An 18,972-nucleotide genomic window follows, 5' to 3' on the forward strand; every position below is an offset into this window, starting at 1 on the left:
CGAATCACAGTGAAAAAAATGACAAGTAGATTGCGGGTTTTCACTTAGAGGGCTGAGGCGGTCTCCTCACATAATGTAACCAAGCGGTAACTTTTCACGCTTAAAAGTTTTTTATAACCACTGGAGACCTCCTTGACCGAAGCCAAAACCCCACGTCGTCGCAACCTCCTCAAGGGTGCCGCTGTAGCCGCAGGTGCATTGTCTGCGCCCATGATCGCCAAGGCCCAAACAGGTCCTATCTCGATGCGTTGGCAGAGCACTTGGCCCGCCAAGGACATCTTCCACGAATACGCCCTGGATTACGCCAAGAAGGTCAACGACATGACCGGTGGCGATCTGAAGATTGAAGTGCTGCCCGCTGGCGCTGTGGTGCCTGCTTTTGGTTTGCTCGAAGCCGTGTCCAAAGGCACTTTGGATGGCGGTCACGGCGTGCTGGGTTACCACTACGGCAAGCAAAACGCTTTGGCCCTGTGGAACTCCGGCCCAGCTTTTGGCATGGACGCCAACATGATTTTGTCTTGGCACAAGTACGGCGGCGGCGCTGAACTGCTGGCCAAGTTGTACGCCTCCATTGGCGGCAACGTGCAGTCCTTCCTGTACGGCCCCATGTCCACTCAGCCACTGGGTTGGTTCAAGAAGCCAATCACCAAGTCGGCTGACTTCAAGGGCCTGAAGTTCCGCACCAACGGTTTGGCCATTGACCTGTTCACCGCCATGGGCGCTGCCGTGAACGCCTTGCCAGGCGGCGAAATCGTGCCTGCCATGGACCGTGGTTTGCTGGACGGTGCTGAGTTCAACAACGCCACCTCTGACCGTATTTTGGGCTTCCCCGATGTCTCCAAAGTGTGCATGCTGCAAAGCTACCACCAGAGCGCCGAGACGTTCGAGATCATGTTCAACAAGACCAAGTACGACGCTCTGCCTGCCAAGATGAAGTCGGTGATCGCCATCGCCACAGAGGCCGCTTCTGCCGACATGTCATGGAAAGCCATTGACCGCTATTCCAAGGACTACATCGAGTTGCAAACCAAGGACAAGGTCAAGTTCTACAAAACACCCGATGCGATTTTGCAAGACCAACTGAAAATTTGGACCGAAATCGTTGCCAAGAAGTCTGCGGAAAATCCCTTGTTCAAGGAAATCGTGGAATCGCAACGTGCCTTCGCTCAGCGTGCGGTCAAGTGGGACCAGGACACCAACATCAGCCGCCGCATGGCTGTGAACCATTTCTTTGGTGCCAAAGCAGCCGAACCGAAAAAAGGTTGATTTTCATTTGACAGTTCCATCAGCCATCCAGGTCTCCTGGATGGCTGATTCATTTATGTGGTTCTCTTATGCAAAACCTGTTGCTCTTTATTGACAAAGTCAGCACTTGGATCGGTCAGTTTTTTTCCTGGTTGATCGTGGCCTTGACTTTCATGATTTCCTGGGAGGTTTTCTCCCGCTATGTGCTGGACAGCCCCCACGCCTGGGCCTTTGACGTCATGAGCATGATGTATGGCACTTTGTTCATGATGGCGGGTGCCTACACCTTGTCCAAGAACGGTCATGTGCGAGGCGATGTGCTGTATGGCTTTTTCCCGCCTCGTCTGCAGGCTTGGCTCGATCTGATTCTTTACATCCTGTTTTTCATTCCCGGTGTGGTGGCTTTGGCCTATGCCGGCTATGGCTTTGCTGCCGAGTCCTGGGCTATCAACGAACACTCCAACATCACGGCCGACGGTCCGCCCATCTATCCATTCAAAACCATCTTGCCGATTGCGGGTGCTTTCTTGTTGGCTCAAGGCTTGGTTGAAATTGTGCGGTGCATCGTGTGCATCAAGCAAGGCGAATGGCCCAAGCGTGGCGACGATGTGGACGAGGTCGATGTCGAGAAACTCAAAGAAATGGTCAACGTGAAAGACGAAGACATTGCCAAGTTGGGCGAGCTGGCGACTGCCAAGGGAAATCAAAAATGAAAAAAGAAGTCTGGTTTGGCCTGACCATCATGGCCTTGGTCGTGCTGTCGGCCTTTGTGTTGCTGCCTGCACCCTCTGAGATGACCAACGGTCATTTGGGTTTGTTGATGCTGGCCTTGGTGGTGGTGGCGATCATGTTGGGTTTCCCCACAGCTTTTACCCTCATGGGCATGGGCATGATCTTCGCCTGGATTGCTTACCGAAGCGCTAACCCCGATTTGGCGGTTCAGCAAACGCTCGACCTGATGGTTCAGCGAGCGTATTCGGTCATGTCTAACGACGTGCTGATCTCGATTCCCTTGTTCGTGTTCATGGGTTACCTGATTGAACGCGCCAATTTGATCGAGAAATTGTTCAAGAGCATGCACCTGGCCATGGCCCGTGTGCCGGGTTCCTTGGCGGTGGCCACCATCGTGACCTGCGCTATTTTTGCCACGGCCACAGGCATCGTGGGCGCGGTGGTCACGCTCATGGGTTTGTTGGCGCTGCCCGCCATGCTGCGTGCTGGTTACAGCGTGCAACTTTCGGCCGGTGCCATCACTGCAGGTGGTTGCTTGGGCATCTTGATTCCGCCTTCGGTCATGCTGATCGTGTATGGTGCCACGGCGGGCGTGTCGGTGGTCAAGCTGTACGCCGGGGCGTTTTTCCCGGGCATCATGCTGGCCACTTTGTACGTCTTGTATGTGGTCATCATTGCCAAAATCAAGCCCAGCATGGCCCCGCCCATGTCGGCTGAAGACCGCATCGTGCCTTTGCCAGCGTTTGCGCAAGTGGTGTCCAAAGACATCAGCAGCACTGTATTGCCTGGTTTGATTGGTGCGATCAAAGGCAAACGCAATGCGGCCGTGCCCATGCGTGACTTGCTCAACCACTTGGTCATTGCTTTGCTGCCGCTTTTGGCTGTGGCAGCGATCATGGGCACCATCTACTTCAAAGTCACAGCACCTCTGCCAGTCGAGGCGGTGGAGGGCGTCGTGGCCATGGGTGGCGAGTTGTCTGATTCGGCCGTCGCCGAAGAAGAGGCCTCCAGTGTCAGTGGTTTGGCTGAACCCGAAGCCGATGGCTTGCAAACACCACCCGGTTCGACCGAGGTCGCCAAATCAGATGCGGCACCTGGGGCAGAGCCGGCCAAAGCCGATGCTCCTGCTCCTGCCAGTGCTGCGGTCACTGCTGCGGCAGCAACACCCGCAGCCGATGCCGAGCGCTTGCCCGCGCCACTGTCTTTCTGGATCGGTTTGGCCAGTTGCGCAGTGGCCTTGGCCATCTTTTATGCGTACTTCAGTTTTGTGCGCCTTGAAATCTTCAAGATGCTGCTGGGTTCGTTCTTCCCTCTGGCCCTCATGATTTTGGCGGTGCTGGGCACCATCGTGTTTGGTCTGGCCACGCCCACCGAGGCGGCGGCCATGGGTTCGCTGGGTGGATTGTTGCTGGCTGCGGCTTACCGCAGGCTCAACTATGTGGTGCTGCGAGAGTCGGTGTACCTCACGGCCAAAACCAGCGCCATGGTGTGCTGGTTGTTTGTGGGCTCCAGCATTTTCTCGGCCGCGTTTGCGCTGCTGGGCGGGCAAGAGATCATCAACACCTGGGTGCTGGGCATGGACCTGACGCCCGTGCAGTTCATGATCCTGGCGCAAGTGGTCATCTTCTTGTTGGGGTGGCCCCTGGAGTGGACCGAGATCATCGTGATTTTCATGCCGATCTTCATCCCTTTGCTGCCTCACTTCGGCATCGATCCCTTGTTCTTTGGCTTGTTGGTGGCCCTGAACTTGCAGACCGCGTTCCTCAGCCCTCCGGTGGCCATGGCCGCGTTCTACCTGAAGGGTGTGAGCCCACCGCACGTCACGCTCAACCAGATCTTTGCAGGCATGCTGCCTTTCATGGCCATCCAGGTCTTTGCGATTGTGCTCCTCTACTTGTTCCCGGCCATCGGCATGTGGTTGCCTGAGGTTCTGTACAAGTAAAGAACGGCGTTCACGCACACGGAACCTGGCGTTTTGTGTGTGTGGATTCTTTCTTGAAGTCCTTCCTCGATTGGCATGTCACCTGCTTGACGCAAATCAATCGTGAGTAAGGGTTTTCACATGGAAAGCTTGTATTCAAGACAGTAAGATGACCTATGCAATTGCTTGCTTAGGTTGAGTGCTCCGTAAAGCCATCACCTTGTCCCTCTTTCAGGAGTCTTTGATGTCTTCCAAAACTTCTTCTCTTTCGCGCCGCACCCTGTTTTCCGGGGCTGCCACAGTGGGCGCTGTGGCAGCGGCTACGGCCGTTTTGCCTGGTGTGGTCCAACAGGCAGTGCCTGCTGCCCCTGCCTTGCCTAAACCCACGCGTGGCGGTGGTTACACCCTGAGCGAGCACGTTCAGCAGTACTACAAGACCACCCGCGTCTGATTTTTCGTCTCTCTTTCCTGTTCATCCCCAACTGGAGCTCTCCATGTTGCTGACCAAAAAAACCACCGGCACCACGGGTGCCACTTCATCCCCTTTCATCCACAGTTTGCGCCGTGGTTTGTCACAGGCCCTGCCCACGCTGGATCGCCGAAGTTTTTTGCGTCGCTCTGGTTTGGGTGTAGGGGTGGGCTTGGCTGCATCTCAGTTGAGCTTGGTGCAAAAAGCGCAGGCCGCCACTGCCAAGTCCATCACGGGCGCAGGCAAGGTCGAAGTTAAACGCACCATCTGCACCCACTGCTCAGTGGGTTGCGCGGTCGATGCGGTGGTGGAAAACGGCGTCTGGGTTCGCCAAGAAGCAGTGTTCGATTCACCCATCAATTTGGGTGCTCACTGCGCCAAAGGCGCGGCATTGCGCGAGCACGGCCATGGCGAGTACCGGCTGCGCTACCCCATGAAGCTGGTCAATGGCAAATACGAGCGCATCAGTTGGGACGTGGCGCTCAACGAGATCAGTGCCAAGATGCTGGAGCTCAAAAAGGCCAGCGGCCCAGACAGCGTTTACTACATCGGCTCGTCCAAGCACAACAACGAACAGGCCTATTTGCTGCGCAAGTTCGTGAGCTTCTGGGGCACCAACAACTGCGACCACCAGGCCCGCATTTGCCACTCCACCACGGTGGCCGGTGTGGCCAACACCTGGGGTTATGGCGCCATGACCAACTCGTACAACGACATGCAAAACAGCAAGGTCGCTTTGTACATCGGCTCTAACGCCGCAGAAGCCCACCCTGTGTCCATGCTGCACATGCTGCACGCCAAGGAAAACGGCTGCAAGATGATCGTGGTGGACCCACGTTTCACCCGCACCGCCGCCAAGGCCGACGAATTCGTGCGCATCCGCTCGGGCACCGACATTCCATTCCTGTTCGGTCTGGTTTATCACATCTTCAAAAACGGCTGGGAAGACAAGAAGTACATCAACGACCGCGTGTATGGCATGGAAGCCGTCAAGGCCGAAGTGTTGGCCAAGTGGACGCCCGACAAGGTGGAAGAAGCTTGCGGCGTCAAAGAAGAGCAGATGTTCAAGATTGCCAAGATGCTGCACGACAACAACCCGGGCACCATCGTCTGGTGCATGGGCCAGACCCAGCACACGATTGGCAACGCCATGGTGCGTGCGTCTTGCATCTTGCAGCTGGCGCTGGGCAACGTGGGCAAGACCGGCGGCGGCACCAACATTTTCCGTGGCCACGACAACGTGCAGGGCGCGACCGACGTCGGTCCCAACCCCGATTCACTGCCCGGCTACTACGGCCTGGCCGAAGGCTCGTGGAAGCATTTCGCCAACACTTGGGGCGTTGACTTCGAGTGGATCAAAAAACAGTTCGCCAGCCCCGCCATGATGGGCAAGAACGGCATCACCGTTTCCCGCTGGATTGACGGTGTGCTGGAGAACAACGAGTTGATCGACCAGGACAGCAACCTGCGCGGCGTGTTCTATTGGGGCCATGCCCCCAACTCACAAACCCGCGGTCTGGACATGAAACGCGCCATGGACAAGCTGGACTTGTTGGTGGTGGTCGATCCGTATCCATCGGCCACAGCGGCCATGGCCGCCATGCCCGGCAAGGCCGAAGACCTGAACCCCAACCGTGCCGTGTACCTTCTGCCGGCTGCCACGCAGTTCGAGACCAGTGGTTCTTGCACCGCCTCCAACCGCTCGATCCAGTGGCGCGAGAAGGTCATTGAGCCCTTGTGGGAGAGCCGTTCCGATCACATGATCATGCACCAGCTGGCCGAAAAACTCGGCTTTGCCAAAGAGCTGTCCAAGAACTACAAGATGCAAAAAGTCGGCGGCATGGACGAGCCCGTGCCCGAAGACATCCTGCGCGAAATCAACAAGTGCGTGTGGACCATTGGCTACACCGGCCAAAGCCCTGAGCGCCTGAAGGCCCACATGAAGAACATGAACGTGTTCGACGTGAAGACCCTGAAGGCCAAAGGCGGCAAAGACAAGGAAACCGGTTACGACTTCACGGGCGACTATTTCGGCCTGCCATGGCCTTGCTACGGCACGCCCGAACTCAAGCACCCCGGATCGCCCAACCTTTACGACACCTCCAAGCACGTCATGGAAGGCGGCGGTAACTTCCGCGCCAACTTTGGTGTGGAACGCGAAGGCAAGAGCCTGCTGGCCGAAGATGGCTCACATTCGATGGGCGCTGACATCACCACCGGTTACCCCGAGCTCGACCACATCCTGCTGAAAAAGCTGGGCTGGTGGGACGAACTGACCGAGGCCGAAAAAGCCAAGGCAGAAGGCAAGAACTGGAAGACCGATTCATCGGGCGGCATGATCCGTGTGTTCATGAAAGGACACGGCTGCCACCCCTTTGGCAACGCCAAGGCGCGGGCTGTGGTCTGGAACTTCCCCGATCCCATTCCTCAGCACCGCGAGCCGCTGTACGGCACCCGTCCGGACATGATGGTCAAGTACCCCACGCACGATGACCGCAAGGCTTTCTGGCGTCTGCCCACCTTGTTCAAGACCGTGCAGGACAAGAACATCGCCGACAAAATGCACGAAAAGTTCCCGCTGATCCTGACCTCGGGCCGTTTGGTCGAGTACGAAGGCGGCGGCGAGGAAACCCGTGCCAACCCCTGGCTGGCTGAATTGCAGCAAGAGGCCTATGTCGAGATCAACCCCAAAACAGCGGCTGATCGGGGTATTCGCAACGGCGACCGCGTCTGGCTGCTGGGTGCCACAGGTGCGCGTCTGGACGTGCAGGCCATGGTCACCGAGCGCGTGGACACGGGCACGGTGTGGATGCCTTTCCACTTCTCGGGTCGTTGGCAAGGTGCCGACATGCTGGCGCATTACCCCAAAGGGGCCGCGCCCATTGTGCGCGGTGAGGCTGTCAACACCGCCACGACCTACGGTTACGACAGCGTCACCATGATGCAAGAAACCAAGACCACCATCTGCAACATCGAAAAAGCCTAAGCGCCCCAGGAGAACACGATGGCACGAATGAAATTCATCTGCGATGCAGAGCGCTGCATTGAATGCAACGGCTGCGTCACCGCTTGCAAAAACGAACACGAAGTCCCGTGGGGCGTGAATCGCCGCCGCGTGGTCACCTTGAACGACGGCGTTCCCGGTGAAAAGTCGATCTCGGTGGCCTGCATGCACTGCTCGGATGCCCCTTGCATGGCGGTCTGTCCAGTCAACTGCTTCTACAAGACCGAAGAGGGCGTGGTGCTCCACGACAAGGACATCTGCATTGGCTGCGGTTACTGCTCCTATGCCTGCCCCTTTGGTGCACCGCAGTTCCCAAGCCAAGGCACCTTTGGTGTGCGCGGCAAAATGGACAAGTGCACCTTCTGCGCTGGCGGCCCCGAAGAGCACGGCAGCCAAGCCGAGTTCGAGAAATACGGCCGCAACCGCTTGGCTGAAGGCAAGCTGCCTGCATGCGCCGAAATGTGCTCGACCAAGGCCTTGCTGGCCGGTGACGGCGATGTCATCACCGACATCTTGCGGGGCCGTGTGATCAGCCGTGGCAAGGGTGCCGAAGTCTGGGGCTGGGGCACCGCTTACGGCAACCAAGCCAAACCAGCCAAGCAAGGAGCCTGATCATGAAAGCAGCGTTCATCATGTGCAGCGCAGCCTTGTTGGTGGCTTGCGGCGAAAAGCCGCAAGAGGTCAAGGGCGTGCGAACCGACAAGCCTGCCTACAGTGGCACTGGCGTGGCCTCTTTCACTGAAGCGGGCTGGAAAGCCGGAGACAAAGACGCTTGGGCCAACCACCTCAAGGCCCGTGCCACTTACGGCCAAAACGACCACGTTCGCGCACCCAAGTGAGCGCCAAGGAGAAGTTCATGCGTCGCTTCTTACTGACCATCGGGTTGGCTGTGGCCGCGTGGGGCGTTGCCGCCCAGACGCAGGCCCCTGCCACAGCGCCCGCGCCATCTACGGCCGCGGCTGACAACAGCTTGGGCGTGAAAAGCGCCAACATCTTCCAGATCGCGCCCGGTGCAGACGCCGATCCGAAGTACAAGGACCAGACCAACGCCGAGCGCGGCCAAGTCCAGCCCGGCAACAACGCGCCCATGTGGCGCGCGGTAGGGCAGGGCGTGACCGGCTACACCAGCCTGCCCAAAAGCCAGGCCCCCGAGGCGGGCAACTTGATCCAGCCCTTTGTGCAATATCCCGGCTCGCGCCTGGCTTCGGCCGGTGAGTCCTGGCGTCAGGTGCGCAACAACATCATCATCCCTTATGGTGCGGCCTTGTTGCTGATTGCCGCAGGTGCGATGGCGCTGTTTTATTTCAGCAAAGGCACGATGGAGTTACACGGCCAGGAAACCGGCCGCAAGATCGAACGCTTCACCCCGTTTGAGCGCTCAGCCCACTGGGCCAACGCCATTGCCTTTGTGTCGCTGGCCATCTCGGGCATCATCATGGCCTTTGGGAAATTCTTCTTGCTGCCCATCATGGGGGGCACCTTGTTTGGCTGGTTGAGCTATGCGATGAAAAACCTGCACAACTTTGCAGGTCCTTTGTTTGCGGTGTCGCTGGTGGTGGTGTTTGTCACTTTCTTCAAGGACAACCTGCCCAGCAAGGACGACCTGGTCTGGTTGCTCAAGGGCGGTGGCCTGTTTTCCGGCACCGAAGTGCCATCGCACCGCTTCAATGCCGGTGAAAAGGTGGTGTTCTGGGGCGGTGTGCTGTTCCTGGGGGCCATCGTGGTGGCGTCCGGCCTGGTGCTGGACATGCTGATCCCTGGCCTCATTTATGAGCGCAGCACCATGCAGATTGCCAACATGATCCACGGTGTCGCCACCTTGTTCATGATGGCCATGTTCATCGGTCACATCTACATGGGCACCATCGGCATGCGCGGGGCCTACAAGGCCATGCGCGAAGGCTATGTGGACGAGACCTGGGCCAAAGAGCACCACCAGCTTTGGTACGACGACATCAAGGCAGGCAAGATCCCGGTGCAGCGCTCCATCCCTTCCGCTTCCACACCTGCTGCCCCTGCATCTACGGCTTCGGTTTGAGCCAGGAGAACACCATGAAAAAACACCTGCTTGTCATGTTTACATTGGCCATCAGCTTCGGTGCTGCGGCCAAACTGCCTGCCCCCAGCGAAGAAGCCAAGGCCAAAGCGGCCGAGGCTGCGGCCAAGACCGCGCACGGCAACAAAGTGGCCGACTTTCAACTGTGCAAGTCCCGCGAAAAAGTGGCTGCGCACTATTACAAAACCAATGGCAAAGGCAAAGCTGCACCCACGGCCACGCCCGCTTGTGTGGACCCTGGTGCTTACAAGCCTGCGGAGGTGACGGCCGCAGCGCCTGCAACTGTTGCACCTGCAGCACCTGCAGCACCTGCAGCCGCAAAGCCTGCAGCGCCAACCGCACCCGCCAAAAAAGGCTGATCCCATTCCAGTCGCGCATTCAAAATCCCTCGCCGGTCACGGCGAGGGATTTTTGCGTTAGGCTCAAGCCATGTCAGTTGTTTTGAACGCCCCTGCTGCCAGTTTGGCCCCGCGCAAGCCGCACATCACCCATGCACGCGCTCCGCTTACGCGCACCGTGCAGGTCAGCAATGAGTTGGGCGAAACATCCCACACGCAAATCCCGGCTGAACGCGCGCTCACCATTTACCTTGATAAAAAAGAGCTCGTCACCCTGATGACCTTGGGGGCAGAGCCCGAGTGGTTGGTCCTGGGCTTTTTGCGCAACCAGCGCCTGATCGATTCGGTGGACCAGATCGAATCCATCACCGTGGACTGGACAATCGGCGAAGGTGAGGTGGGGGAGCCTGGTGTGGCCGCTGTCAAAACCCGTGCTGACGCCCAGGTGGTGATCGAGCGCAGTGCTGACCGCGTGGTGACCACCGGTTGCGGTCAGGGCAGCGTGTTTGGCGACCTCATGGCCCACATTGACGAGATTCAATTGCCTCCCGCCCAGATCACGCAAGGCCAACTCTATGGTTTGGTCAACGCCATCCGCCTGCAAGAGACCACCTACAAATCGTCTGGCTCTGTGCACGGCTGTGCGCTGTTTCAGGGCGAGCAAATGCTGATGTTTGTAGAAGATGTGGGTCGTCACAACGCGGTGGACACCATCGCTGGCTGGATGTGGATGAACGATGTGAGCGGCCAAGACAAGGTGTTCTACACCACAGGGCGCTTGACCAGCGAGATGGTCATCAAGTCTGCCCAGATGGGCGTGCCCGTGGTGGTGTCGCGCAGCGGAATCACGCAAATGGGCCTCGACGTGGCCAAGCGCTTGGGCCTATGCGCCATCGGCCGCGCCACCAACAAACGCTTTTTGTGCTTCAGCGCCCCAGAGCGCATGGTCTGGCAGCCCGAACTGTTGACGACAGCCCACTGAGTGAAGGCCAGTGACACATTGGCCACAGGGGAGGGCTCCTGCCCATGGCCAGGAGCTTGATCAGGGGGATTGAGTCGATCTTTCTCTATTGATTCGGCCCTGTGAAGTTTTCAAAGCTCAAAGATGTTGTCGATGGTTGAAGACCTCGACATGGTCCTGTGCCGAAGCGGCCAAACGTCGGACTCTTCGAGTACCGACATACGATTCCTTGCCGTTGGCGAGGGAAGACCCCGACATGGGCCTGTGCCGAAGCGGCCAAACGACGGACTCTTCGAGTACCGACCTGCGATTCCTTGCCGTTGGCGTGGGAAGACCCCGACATGGGCCTGTGCCGAAGCGGACGAACGTTGGACTCTTCGAGTACCGACCTGCGAGTCCTTGCCGTTGGCGTGCGAAGACCCTGACATGAGCCTGTGCCGAAGCGCTTAAACGTCGGACTCTTCGAGTACCGACGTACGCGATGACATGTCTCTCGCATTTCAAACTTCAGCGTGCCGGATCAGCAGGTCGCACACCGAGCGCGATGGGCGTGGGACACGCCCTCAGAACTCTGTCACCAAAGCTTGGGCACTTGCGCCGGGGTGCCAAGCCCATCAGCCGTGGATGAACTTCGGGGCGCGCTTGTTCAAAAATGCATCCATGCCTTCTTTTTGGTCAGCAGTAGCAAACAGGCCGTGGAAGATGCGGCGCTCAAACATCACCCCGTCACTCAGGCCGCTTTCAAAGGCGCGGTTCACGCTTTCCTTGGCCGCCATCACCGACAACCGGCCGTAGCCACAGATCATCAAAGCGGCGCCCAGGGCTTCATCCATCAGCTTGTCCAGCGGCACCACGCGGCTGACCAAGCCGCCGCGCTCGGCCTCTTGGGCGTCCATCATGCGCCCGGTGAGCACCAGGTCCATGGCCTTGGACTTGCCCATGGCGCGGGGCAGACGCTGTGTGCCGCCTGCGCCGGGGATGATGCCGATCTTGATTTCGGGTTGACCAAATTTGGCGTTGTCAGCGGCGATGATGAAGTCGCACATCATGGCCAGCTCGCAACCACCGCCCAGTGCAAAGCCGCTCACGGCCGCGATCACTGGCTTACGAATGCTGCGGATGGTTTCCCAGTTGCGGGTGATGAAGTCGTTTTTGTAAACTTCATGGAAATTGAACTTGGCCATGGCCGCGATGTCGGCTCCGGCTGCAAAGGCTTTTTCGCTGCCGGTGATGATGATGCAGCCTATGGCTTCGTCTTCGTCGAAGGCTTTGAGGGCTGTGCCCAGCTCGTCCATCAGCGGGCCGTTCAGGGCGTTCAGCGCTTTGGGGCGGTTGAGGGTGATGATGCCCACCTGGCCACCTTCGGTGCGGACTTCAATGTTTTCGTAACTCATGGGTTTCTCCAGCAGTGGTGTCAAACGGTGACTATAACCACGCCCCCTGTACCGAACCTGTCGCTCTGGCGTTGTCGATTGCATAGGGAAAACATTAACCAACCGATCGGTCGGTTAATGGTACATTCACGGGTTCAGGAGAAACGACATGACCGAATCCACCGCATCGGTGTTGTATGAAGTGCGAGGCGCTGTGGCGCTGGTCACACTCAACCGCCCGCAAGCCCTCAACAGTTTCACACGCGAAATGCACCAGTCCTTGTGGGCGGCATTTGACCAGGCCGAGGCCAACCCCAACGTGCGCGCTTTGGTGTTGACCGGCGCAGGTCGTGGCTTTTGTGCAGGCCTCGATTTGTCGGAACTCGATTTCACCCCTGGCCCCGGCTTGCTGGAGCGCGCCGACCCCGGTCCGGTGATCAATGACGCCTTCAACCCCACCACACGCCGCCTGCAGTCGCTGCGCATGCCGGTCATTTGCGCCGTCAACGGCGTAGCGGCTGGTGCCGGTGCGTCGGTGGCCATGGCGTGTGACATTGCCATTGCCGCGCCGACTGCCAGTTTCGTGCAGGCCTTCAGCAAGATTGGCCTGATTCCCGACGCTGGTGGCAGCTGGTTGCTGGTCGAGCGTTTGGGCCTGCCCCGCGCCATGGCCTTGGCCATGACGGGTGACAAGTTGAGCGCCGACAAAGCCAAAGAGTGGGGCTTGATTTGGGAGGTGGCCGAGGACTGCGTGGCCACCGCCCTGGCGCTGGCCGACAAGTTGGCCGTCTTGCCGACCAAAGCCCTGGTGGCCACACGCCACTTGCTGCGCGATGCGGGCACCCGCTCGCTGGACACGCACCTGAACGTCGAACGTGATACGCAATCGGCCCTGGGCAAAACGCACGACTACATGGAAGGCGTGAACGCCTTTTTGCAAAAACGCGCCCCGCAATTCACGGGCCAATGATCGAAGGAGAATGATGAGTACCCCAGACCCCAAAGCCCTCGCCCGTTTGGTGGGCGACACCATGTTCGCAGTCGATGTGGCCTCCAAAGACACCATGGGCATGGAACTGCTGGCCTGCGAGCCCGGCCGCGCCCTGATGCGCATGGTGGTCAAAGAGCTGCACCTGAACGGTCACAAGATCTGCCACGGCGGCTTCATCTTCACACTGGCCGATTCCACCTTTGCCTTTGCCTGCAACAGTTACAACAAAAACGCGGTGGCGGCCGGTTGCAGCATCGAATTTTTGAAGCCAGGCAGGCTCGGCGATGTGCTGACCTGTGAAGGCCTTGAGCAAACGCTCAGCGGCCGCCATGGCATTTACGACATGAAAGTCAGCAACCAAAACGGTGAAGTGATTGCCATGTTCCGCGGCAAGAGCGCGCAAATTCAGGGCACCGTTGTGCCCGAGTGAAACCCCTTTATTGATTTTGAATCTGGAGAACCTTATGACTGATAAAGCCTTCCCCCTTGAGCCGATTGAAAAGGCCAGCATTGACGAGCTGCGCAGCCTGCAGCTCAAGCGCTTGAAGCAAACGCTGCAACATGCCTATGCCAATTCACCCGTGTACCGCGCCAAGTTTGACGCCGCAGGCGTGCACCCCGACGACTGCAAAACACTGGCCGACATCGCCAAGTTTCCGTTCACCACCAAAGCCGACCTGCGCGACAGCTACCCCTTTGACATGTTTGCCGTACCGCGTGAAAACTGCGCCCGCATCCATGCCTCCAGCGGCACCACCGGCAAACCCACGGTCGTGGGTTACACCCTCAAAGACATCGACACCTGGTCCAACGTGGTGGCCCGAAGCATCCGCGCGGGCGGTGCCAAGCCCGGTGACATGGTGCACATCAGCTACGGCTATGGCCTCTTCACCGGCGGCATGGGCGCGCATTACGGTGCCGAAAAATTGGGCCTCACGGTCGTGCCTTTTGGTGGCGGCCAGACCGAGCGCCAAGTGCAACTGATTCAGGACTTCAAGTCCAACATCATCATGGTCACGCCCAGCTATATGCTGGCGATTGCCGACGAATTTGAGCGTCAAGGCATCGACCCCAAAACCAGTTCGCTGCGCATCGGCATCTTTGGCGCTGAGCCCTGGACCAACGACATGCGCCAGGCGATTGAAAAGCGCATGAATATCGATGCGGTCGACATCTATGGCCTGTCTGAAGTGATGGGGCCGGGTGTGGCCAGCGAATGCATCGAGACCAAAGACGGCCCGACCATCTGGGAAGACCACTTCTACCCCGAGATCATCAACCCCGAGACGGGCGAGCCGGTGGCCGATGGCGAAATGGGCGAGTTGGTCTTCACCAGCCTGACCAAAGAAGCGCTGCCCATCATCCGCTACCGCACCCGTGACCTGACGCGTCTGCTGCCCGGCACCGCGCGCACCATGCGTCGCATGGAAAAGATCACCGGCCGCAGCGACGACATGATGATCATCCGGGGCGTGAACGTGTTCCCCAGCCAGATCGAAGAACTGATTTTGAAGCGTGACGAGTTGGCCCCGCACTACCAGTGTGTGTTGACCCGCGAAGGCCCGATGGACGACCTGAAAGTGGTGGTCGAAACCAAGCCAGGCGTAGCCCCTGACAGCACGGAGGCCCGCGCTGCGGCCAAACAGCTGCAGCACGAGATCAAGGTGTTCATTGGCTCCAGTGTGGCGATTGAGCTCAAGCCCGAGGGCAGCGTCGAACGCAGTCAGGGCAAGGCCAAGCGCGTGGTGGATTTGCGCAGCAAGTAAGCGGTTTCCATCTGCCCCCTTCACAAGGGGCGCACCCTTGAATCACCGACCATCAGCAAACGTTCTCGGCGGTCGGTGATCAAACAGCCGGACAACGGCCGTCAAGGGCAAGACCACACGCTGGCATGTTGGCCTGTTGGCCTTAGCGCATGCCGATTTTTGCTGCGCCAAAAATCCCCGCTGCCTCACGCGGCAGGCAGCGCCAGTAGGGGCTGCTGGCCTGAACTTGGCCTTGCAGCTCGGCGGCGGCTTTCCAGGCCCAGCGTGGGTTGTACAAAAAGCTGCGTGCCAGCGCCACCAGATCGGCGTCGCCACGCTGCAACACGGCTTCGGCTTGGGCGGCTTCTGTGATCAGGCCCACGGCCAAGGTGGTCAGGCCTGAAGCTTCCTTGACGGCTTTGGCCAGGTGCACTTGGTACTCGGGGCCCAAAGGAATTTTTTGCTGGGGTGACACACCGCCCGACGAGATGTGCACGAACTGCGCGCCCGCTTGTTTGATCAGGACAGACAATTCAGAAGTCTCTTCGATCGTCCAGCCGCCTTGAACCCAGTCGGTGCCCGAAATGCGCATGCCCAGCGTGCCGCCAAAAGCTTCGCGCACGGCTTTGAAGACTTCCAGCGGAAAGCGGATGCGGTTTTCAAACGAGCCGCCATACGCGTCGGTGCGCTGGTTGGAGATGGGTGACAAAAACTGGTGCAGCAAATAGCCGTGCGCGGCGTGCAATTCCACCGCCTCAATGCCCAGCGCGTGGCTGCGCCGGGCGGTGTTGACGAAGTCGGCCTTGATTTGCGCGATGTCGGCCAGGCTCAGCTCGGTGGGGGCGGCTTCTTGGGGCAAGTGGGGCAGGGCGCTGGGTGCCACGGTTTGCCAGCCGCCGTCTTCAGGGGCGATCAGCATGCCGCCGTCCCAAGGGGCAGCGCTTGAAGCCTTGCGGCCCGCGTGGCTGATCTGGATGCACACCGGCATGCGCGGGGCCAAGCGGCGGGCGCGGTGCAGTTTGTCACCCAGCGCCGCCTGCGTCGCGTCGTCCCACAGGCCCAGGCACCCCGGGCTGATGCGGCCCACGGCCGACACCGCTGTGGCCTCGATGGTGAACAGGCCCGCGCCGCTGTTGAGCAGGTTGGTCCAGTGCGTCAGGTGCCAGTCGGTGGCTTGGCCGTGGTCAGCCGAGTATTGGCACATGGGAGCGACCACGATGCGGTTGGGCAAGGTGAGCGGGCCGTTGGGCGCGTTGAAGGTGAAAGGCGTGAAGAGCAGGCTCATGAGGTGTCGAAATGGTGAAGGCCAAGGGCAGGAGTTCAACAGGTCAAACCAATAAAACTGGCTAAACTGGTGAGCATCTTAGGTGGGGCTTGGGTGTTGCCTTATCCGCTGTGCGACAACAGGCACTGAGGCTGTGTGGGCATATTTCACCTATCGATTCGCCCCTGTGAAGTTTTCAATGCCCAAAGAACTTGTAGGTCGGCGGTCGAAGACCCCGACGCTGGTTGAACAGACACCCCTGCTTGTTTCATGCAGCAGTGCCCGAACAAGCAAACGTAGGACTCTGCGAGTGCCGACCTGCTAGGAGTCTGTCGGACTTTCCCTTATTCTCAACAAGCTCCGCGCCATGGACAATTGCACCATCCAAATGATGCCGAGTTCTTTCCGATGAGCCGCTTTGTAACTGTAGACCGTGACACCTCTTACTTGTTGCCACCCTCAGTAGATGAATGGCTTCCTGCAAACCACTTGGCCCGCTTCGTGGTTGAAGTCATTGAGCCATTGAATTTGAGCGCACTGACCCGTCAGTACGCTGGCAGAGGCTCCGCAGCGCATCACCCAGCGGTGCTGCTGGCTCTGTTGGTCTACGGCTACGCCAGTGGCGTGCACTCCAGTCGCAAGATCGAGAGGGCGACGTATGACTCGGTGGCCTTTCGGTTTGTAGCGGCCAACACGCACCCGGACCACGACACGCTGGCCACATTTCGGAGGCGCTTCATCAAAGAAGTGGAGACACTGTTCGTGCAAGTGCTGGTGCTGGTGCTGGTGCTGGTGCTGGTGCTGGTGCTGGCGCGCGATATGAAGCTGCTCAAACTGGGACACATCGCCTTGGACGGCACCAAGATCAATGCCAACGCCAGCAAGCACAAGGCTCTGTCATGGGCGCATGCCAACAAGATCGAAGCGCAACTGCGCCAGGAGGTGCAGACGCTGCTGGCCTTGGCCGAAGACAGCGACACGCAGGCTATACCCGACGGGATGGATGTGCCTGCAGAGATCGCCCGGCGCGAAGCGCGCTTGAGCGCCATTGCCAAGGCCAAGTCCAAGATCGAGCAGCGTGCTGCTGAGCGCCATCAACTTGAACAGCAAGAGTACGAGGCCAAAACGGCCAATCGTCAAGCCCAGCGCGAGGCGGGTAACAAGCCCCGAGGCCCTGAGCCCAAGCCGCCGCAAGCAGGCCCCAAGAGTACCGATCAAATCAATTTGACAGATGAAGAGTCGCGCATCATGCCTGTCTCAGGCGGGGGCTTTGAGCAAAGCTTCAACGCCCAAGCCGGTGTGGACACGCAGACGATGTGGGTGGTGACCGCGCATGTGAGCCAGGCATGCAATGACAAGTGTGAGATTGAGCCCACACTGAAAGCGATAGAGGCCTTACCGCTGGAGTTGGGTCAAGTACAGACACTGATTGCAGACAACGGCTATTGCAGCCAAGCCAATGCACAGGCATGCGCGGATGCGGGAGTTCAAGCACTGCTGGCGCTCAAGAGGCAGGCGCATCATCTGCCCGTGATGGAGCGTTTTGCACCCGATGCCCCCGAGCCAGAAAAACCAACTGCCATGCAACGCATGGCGCACGAGTTGAGCACCACGGCGGGGCGAGCACTTGACGCCCTGCGCAAGCAAACAGCAGAGCCGGTGTTTGGCATCATCAAGCATGTGATGGGCTGGCACCAGGTGAGCATGCGAGGACTGGACGAGGCCCAAGGAGAATGGAACTTGGTGACCATGGCCTGGAACATCAAGCGAATGCATGTTCTGCGAGGGGTATGAGCAGGAAAAAAGGGGCCTGTCGCGGCCTGTATCGGGCATAAATTGACCAGAGCAAGGGCTGTTATGGCCGCGGAAATCATCGCTGCGGGCAAAAATGAAAGTGCCGCCGTTCAAAAAAGCGGGCTCGCCGAGAGTTTTGGCTTCGCTTGGGCTCAAGTCCGACAGCCTCCTAGACGATAGTTCTCACGTATTCCAAACTTCAGCGTGCCAGATCCATGGATTCGCCCCTGTGAAGTTTGCAATGCCCAAAGAACTTGTAGGTCGGCGGTCGAAGACCCCGACGCTGGTTGAACAGACATCCCTGCTTGTTTCATGCAGCAGTGCCCGAACAAGCAAACGACGGACTCTGCGAGTGCCGACCTGCGAGAGGACATGTTTCACGCATTTCAAACTTCAGCGTGCCGGATCAATCGATTCGCCCCTGTGAAGTATTCAACGCCCAAAGATCTTGTAGGTCGGCGGTCGAAGACCCCGACGCTGGTTGAACAGACACCCCTGCTTGTTTCATGAAGCAGTGCTCGAACAAGCAAACGTCGGACTCTGCGAGTGCCGACCTACGAGACGATAGTTCTCACGAATTTCAAACTTCAGCGTGCCGGATCCATCGATTCGGCCCTGTGAAGTTTTCAACGCCCAAAGAACTTGTAGGTCGGCGGTCGAAGACCCCGACGCTGGTTGAACAGACACCCCTGCTTGTTTCATGAAGCAGTGCCCGAACAAGCAAACGACGGACTCTGCGAGTGCCGACCTGCGAGAGGACATGTTTCACGCATTTCAAACTTCAGCGTGCCGGATCAATCGATTCGCCCCTGTGAAGTATTCAACGCCCAAAGATCTTGTAGGTCGGCGGTCGAAGACCCCGACGCTGGTTGAACAGACACCCCTGCTTGTTTCATGCAGCAGTGCCCGAACAAGGAAACGTCGGACTCTGCGAGTGCCGACCTACGAGAGGATATGTTTCACGCATTTCAAACTTCAGCGTGCCAGATCAATGGATTCGCCCCTGTGAAGTTTTCAATGCCCAAAGAACTTGTAGGTCGGCGGTCGAAGACCCCGACGCTGGTTGAACAGACACCCCT

General features: G+C 58.7%; 16 protein-coding genes. 14 read left to right on the forward strand and 2 right to left on the reverse strand.

Going from position 1 to position 18,972, the window contains the following annotated elements; all coding sequences use genetic code 11:
- The first annotated feature begins 132 nt into the window (after window positions 1-132).
- From H663_RS36895 to H663_RS36940, 10 genes are all read left to right on the forward strand, one after another.
- Window positions 133-1,266 carry a TRAP transporter substrate-binding protein gene (locus tag H663_RS36895; protein ID WP_205872744.1) on the forward strand — a complete coding sequence of 378 codons (1,134 nt, stop codon included), beginning with the start codon at window positions 133-135 and terminating at the stop codon, window positions 1,264-1,266.
- Window positions 1,267-1,334: 68 nt separating this feature from the next.
- A complete protein-coding gene (locus H663_RS36900; protein WP_053173800.1) occupies window positions 1,335-1,958 on the forward strand; it encodes a TRAP transporter small permease subunit in 624 nt (207 codons plus the stop codon).
- Complete coding sequence (locus tag H663_RS36905) at window positions 1,955-3,919, forward strand: TRAP transporter large permease (RefSeq protein ID WP_053173802.1); 1,965 nt, start codon at window positions 1,955-1,957, stop codon at window positions 3,917-3,919. Before H663_RS36900 ends, H663_RS36905 begins: the two co-directional genes overlap by 4 nt.
- 223 nt (window positions 3,920-4,142) lie before the next feature.
- A complete protein-coding gene (locus H663_RS36910) occupies window positions 4,143-4,349 on the forward strand; it encodes a hypothetical protein (protein WP_053176702.1) in 207 nt (68 codons plus the stop codon).
- Window positions 4,350-4,392: 43 nt separating this feature from the next.
- Entirely contained in the window at window positions 4,393-7,353 is a 2,961-nt protein-coding gene (locus tag H663_RS36915) for a formate dehydrogenase subunit alpha (protein ID WP_053173804.1), read from the forward strand.
- An 18-nt stretch (window positions 7,354-7,371) separates the two neighbouring features.
- Complete coding sequence (fdh3B, locus tag H663_RS36920) at window positions 7,372-7,983, forward strand: formate dehydrogenase FDH3 subunit beta (RefSeq protein ID WP_053173806.1); 612 nt, start codon at window positions 7,372-7,374, stop codon at window positions 7,981-7,983.
- A 2-nt stretch (window positions 7,984-7,985) separates the two neighbouring features.
- Window positions 7,986-8,210, forward strand: a complete 225-nt coding sequence (locus H663_RS36925; RefSeq protein ID WP_053173808.1) for a hypothetical protein — start codon at window positions 7,986-7,988, stop codon at window positions 8,208-8,210.
- 17 nt (window positions 8,211-8,227) lie between these two features.
- Window positions 8,228-9,409 carry a formate dehydrogenase subunit gamma gene (locus H663_RS36930; protein ID WP_053176704.1) on the forward strand — a complete coding sequence of 394 codons (1,182 nt, stop codon included), beginning with the start codon at window positions 8,228-8,230 and terminating at the stop codon, window positions 9,407-9,409.
- 14 nt (window positions 9,410-9,423) lie between these two features.
- Entirely contained in the window at window positions 9,424-9,786 is a 363-nt protein-coding gene (locus tag H663_RS36935) for a hypothetical protein (protein ID WP_053173810.1), read from the forward strand.
- A 70-nt stretch (window positions 9,787-9,856) separates the two neighbouring features.
- Window positions 9,857-10,747, forward strand: coding sequence for a formate dehydrogenase accessory sulfurtransferase FdhD (locus H663_RS36940; RefSeq protein WP_053173812.1), 891 nt, complete (start codon window positions 9,857-9,859; stop codon window positions 10,745-10,747).
- Between the two features lie 593 nt (window positions 10,748-11,340).
- Here H663_RS36940 and H663_RS36945 read toward each other — a convergent pair.
- Window positions 11,341-12,120, reverse strand: a complete 780-nt coding sequence (locus tag H663_RS36945; RefSeq protein WP_053173814.1) for an enoyl-CoA hydratase — start codon at window positions 12,118-12,120, stop codon at window positions 11,341-11,343.
- Between the two features lie 148 nt (window positions 12,121-12,268).
- Here H663_RS36945 and H663_RS36950 point away from each other — a divergent pair, with 148 nt between their 5' ends.
- From H663_RS36950 to paaK, 3 genes are read left to right on the forward strand one after another with little or no spacing between them, the layout of a single operon-like run.
- Window positions 12,269-13,069: an enoyl-CoA hydratase-related protein gene (locus tag H663_RS36950; protein WP_053173816.1), complete on the forward strand. Its 801-nt coding sequence runs from the start codon at window positions 12,269-12,271 to the stop codon at window positions 13,067-13,069.
- Window positions 13,070-13,082: 13 nt separating this feature from the next.
- A complete protein-coding gene (paaI, locus tag H663_RS36955; protein WP_420844064.1) occupies window positions 13,083-13,520 on the forward strand; it encodes a hydroxyphenylacetyl-CoA thioesterase PaaI in 438 nt (145 codons plus the stop codon).
- 34 nt (window positions 13,521-13,554) lie between these two features.
- Window positions 13,555-14,856, forward strand: coding sequence for a phenylacetate--CoA ligase PaaK (paaK, locus tag H663_RS36960; RefSeq protein ID WP_053173820.1), 1,302 nt, complete (start codon window positions 13,555-13,557; stop codon window positions 14,854-14,856).
- A 142-nt stretch (window positions 14,857-14,998) separates the two neighbouring features.
- Here paaK and H663_RS36965 read toward each other — a convergent pair whose 3' ends face one another.
- Entirely contained in the window at window positions 14,999-16,120 is a 1,122-nt protein-coding gene (locus H663_RS36965) for an NADH:flavin oxidoreductase/NADH oxidase (RefSeq protein WP_053173822.1), read from the reverse strand.
- Window positions 16,121-16,507: 387 nt separating this feature from the next.
- Here H663_RS36965 and H663_RS36970 point away from each other — a divergent pair, with 387 nt between their 5' ends.
- The gene (locus tag H663_RS36970; protein ID WP_053173824.1) at window positions 16,508-17,893 is read left to right on the forward strand and encodes an IS1182 family transposase; all 1,386 of its coding nucleotides are present in this window, start codon (window positions 16,508-16,510) and stop codon (window positions 17,891-17,893) included.
- Window positions 17,894-18,972: the final 1,079 nt, after the last annotated feature.

It is taken from the genome of Limnohabitans planktonicus II-D5 (assembly GCF_001270065.2).
GTDB classification, from domain to species: Bacteria; Pseudomonadota; Gammaproteobacteria; order Burkholderiales; family Burkholderiaceae_C; genus Limnohabitans_A; species Limnohabitans_A planktonicus.

What these genes read in the sequence shown, in the direction of transcription:
- H663_RS36945 (WP_053173814.1), bottom strand. Translation starts at nt 12,120, where the DNA reads ATGAGTTACGAAAACATTGAAGTCCGCACCGAAGGTGGCCAGGTGGGC.
- H663_RS36900 (WP_053173800.1), top strand. Translation starts at nt 1,335, where the DNA reads ATGCAAAACCTGTTGCTCTTTATTGACAAAGTCAGCACTTGGATCGGT.
- paaK (WP_053173820.1), top strand. Translation starts at nt 13,555, where the DNA reads ATGACTGATAAAGCCTTCCCCCTTGAGCCGATTGAAAAGGCCAGCATT.
- paaI (WP_420844064.1), top strand. Translation starts at nt 13,083, where the DNA reads ATGAGTACCCCAGACCCCAAAGCCCTCGCCCGTTTGGTGGGCGACACC.
- H663_RS36925 (WP_053173808.1), top strand. Translation starts at nt 7,986, where the DNA reads ATGAAAGCAGCGTTCATCATGTGCAGCGCAGCCTTGTTGGTGGCTTGC.
- H663_RS36930 (WP_053176704.1), top strand. Translation starts at nt 8,228, where the DNA reads ATGCGTCGCTTCTTACTGACCATCGGGTTGGCTGTGGCCGCGTGGGGC.
- H663_RS36965 (WP_053173822.1), bottom strand. Translation starts at nt 16,120, where the DNA reads ATGAGCCTGCTCTTCACGCCTTTCACCTTCAACGCGCCCAACGGCCCG.
- H663_RS36935 (WP_053173810.1), top strand. Translation starts at nt 9,424, where the DNA reads ATGAAAAAACACCTGCTTGTCATGTTTACATTGGCCATCAGCTTCGGT.
- H663_RS36950 (WP_053173816.1), top strand. Translation starts at nt 12,269, where the DNA reads ATGACCGAATCCACCGCATCGGTGTTGTATGAAGTGCGAGGCGCTGTG.
- fdh3B (WP_053173806.1), top strand. Translation starts at nt 7,372, where the DNA reads ATGGCACGAATGAAATTCATCTGCGATGCAGAGCGCTGCATTGAATGC.
- H663_RS36905 (WP_053173802.1), top strand. Translation starts at nt 1,955, where the DNA reads ATGAAAAAAGAAGTCTGGTTTGGCCTGACCATCATGGCCTTGGTCGTG.
- H663_RS36940 (WP_053173812.1), top strand. Translation starts at nt 9,857, where the DNA reads ATGTCAGTTGTTTTGAACGCCCCTGCTGCCAGTTTGGCCCCGCGCAAG.
- H663_RS36970 (WP_053173824.1), top strand. Translation starts at nt 16,508, where the DNA reads ATGAGCCGCTTTGTAACTGTAGACCGTGACACCTCTTACTTGTTGCCA.
- H663_RS36910 (WP_053176702.1), top strand. Translation starts at nt 4,143, where the DNA reads ATGTCTTCCAAAACTTCTTCTCTTTCGCGCCGCACCCTGTTTTCCGGG.
- H663_RS36915 (WP_053173804.1), top strand. Translation starts at nt 4,393, where the DNA reads ATGTTGCTGACCAAAAAAACCACCGGCACCACGGGTGCCACTTCATCC.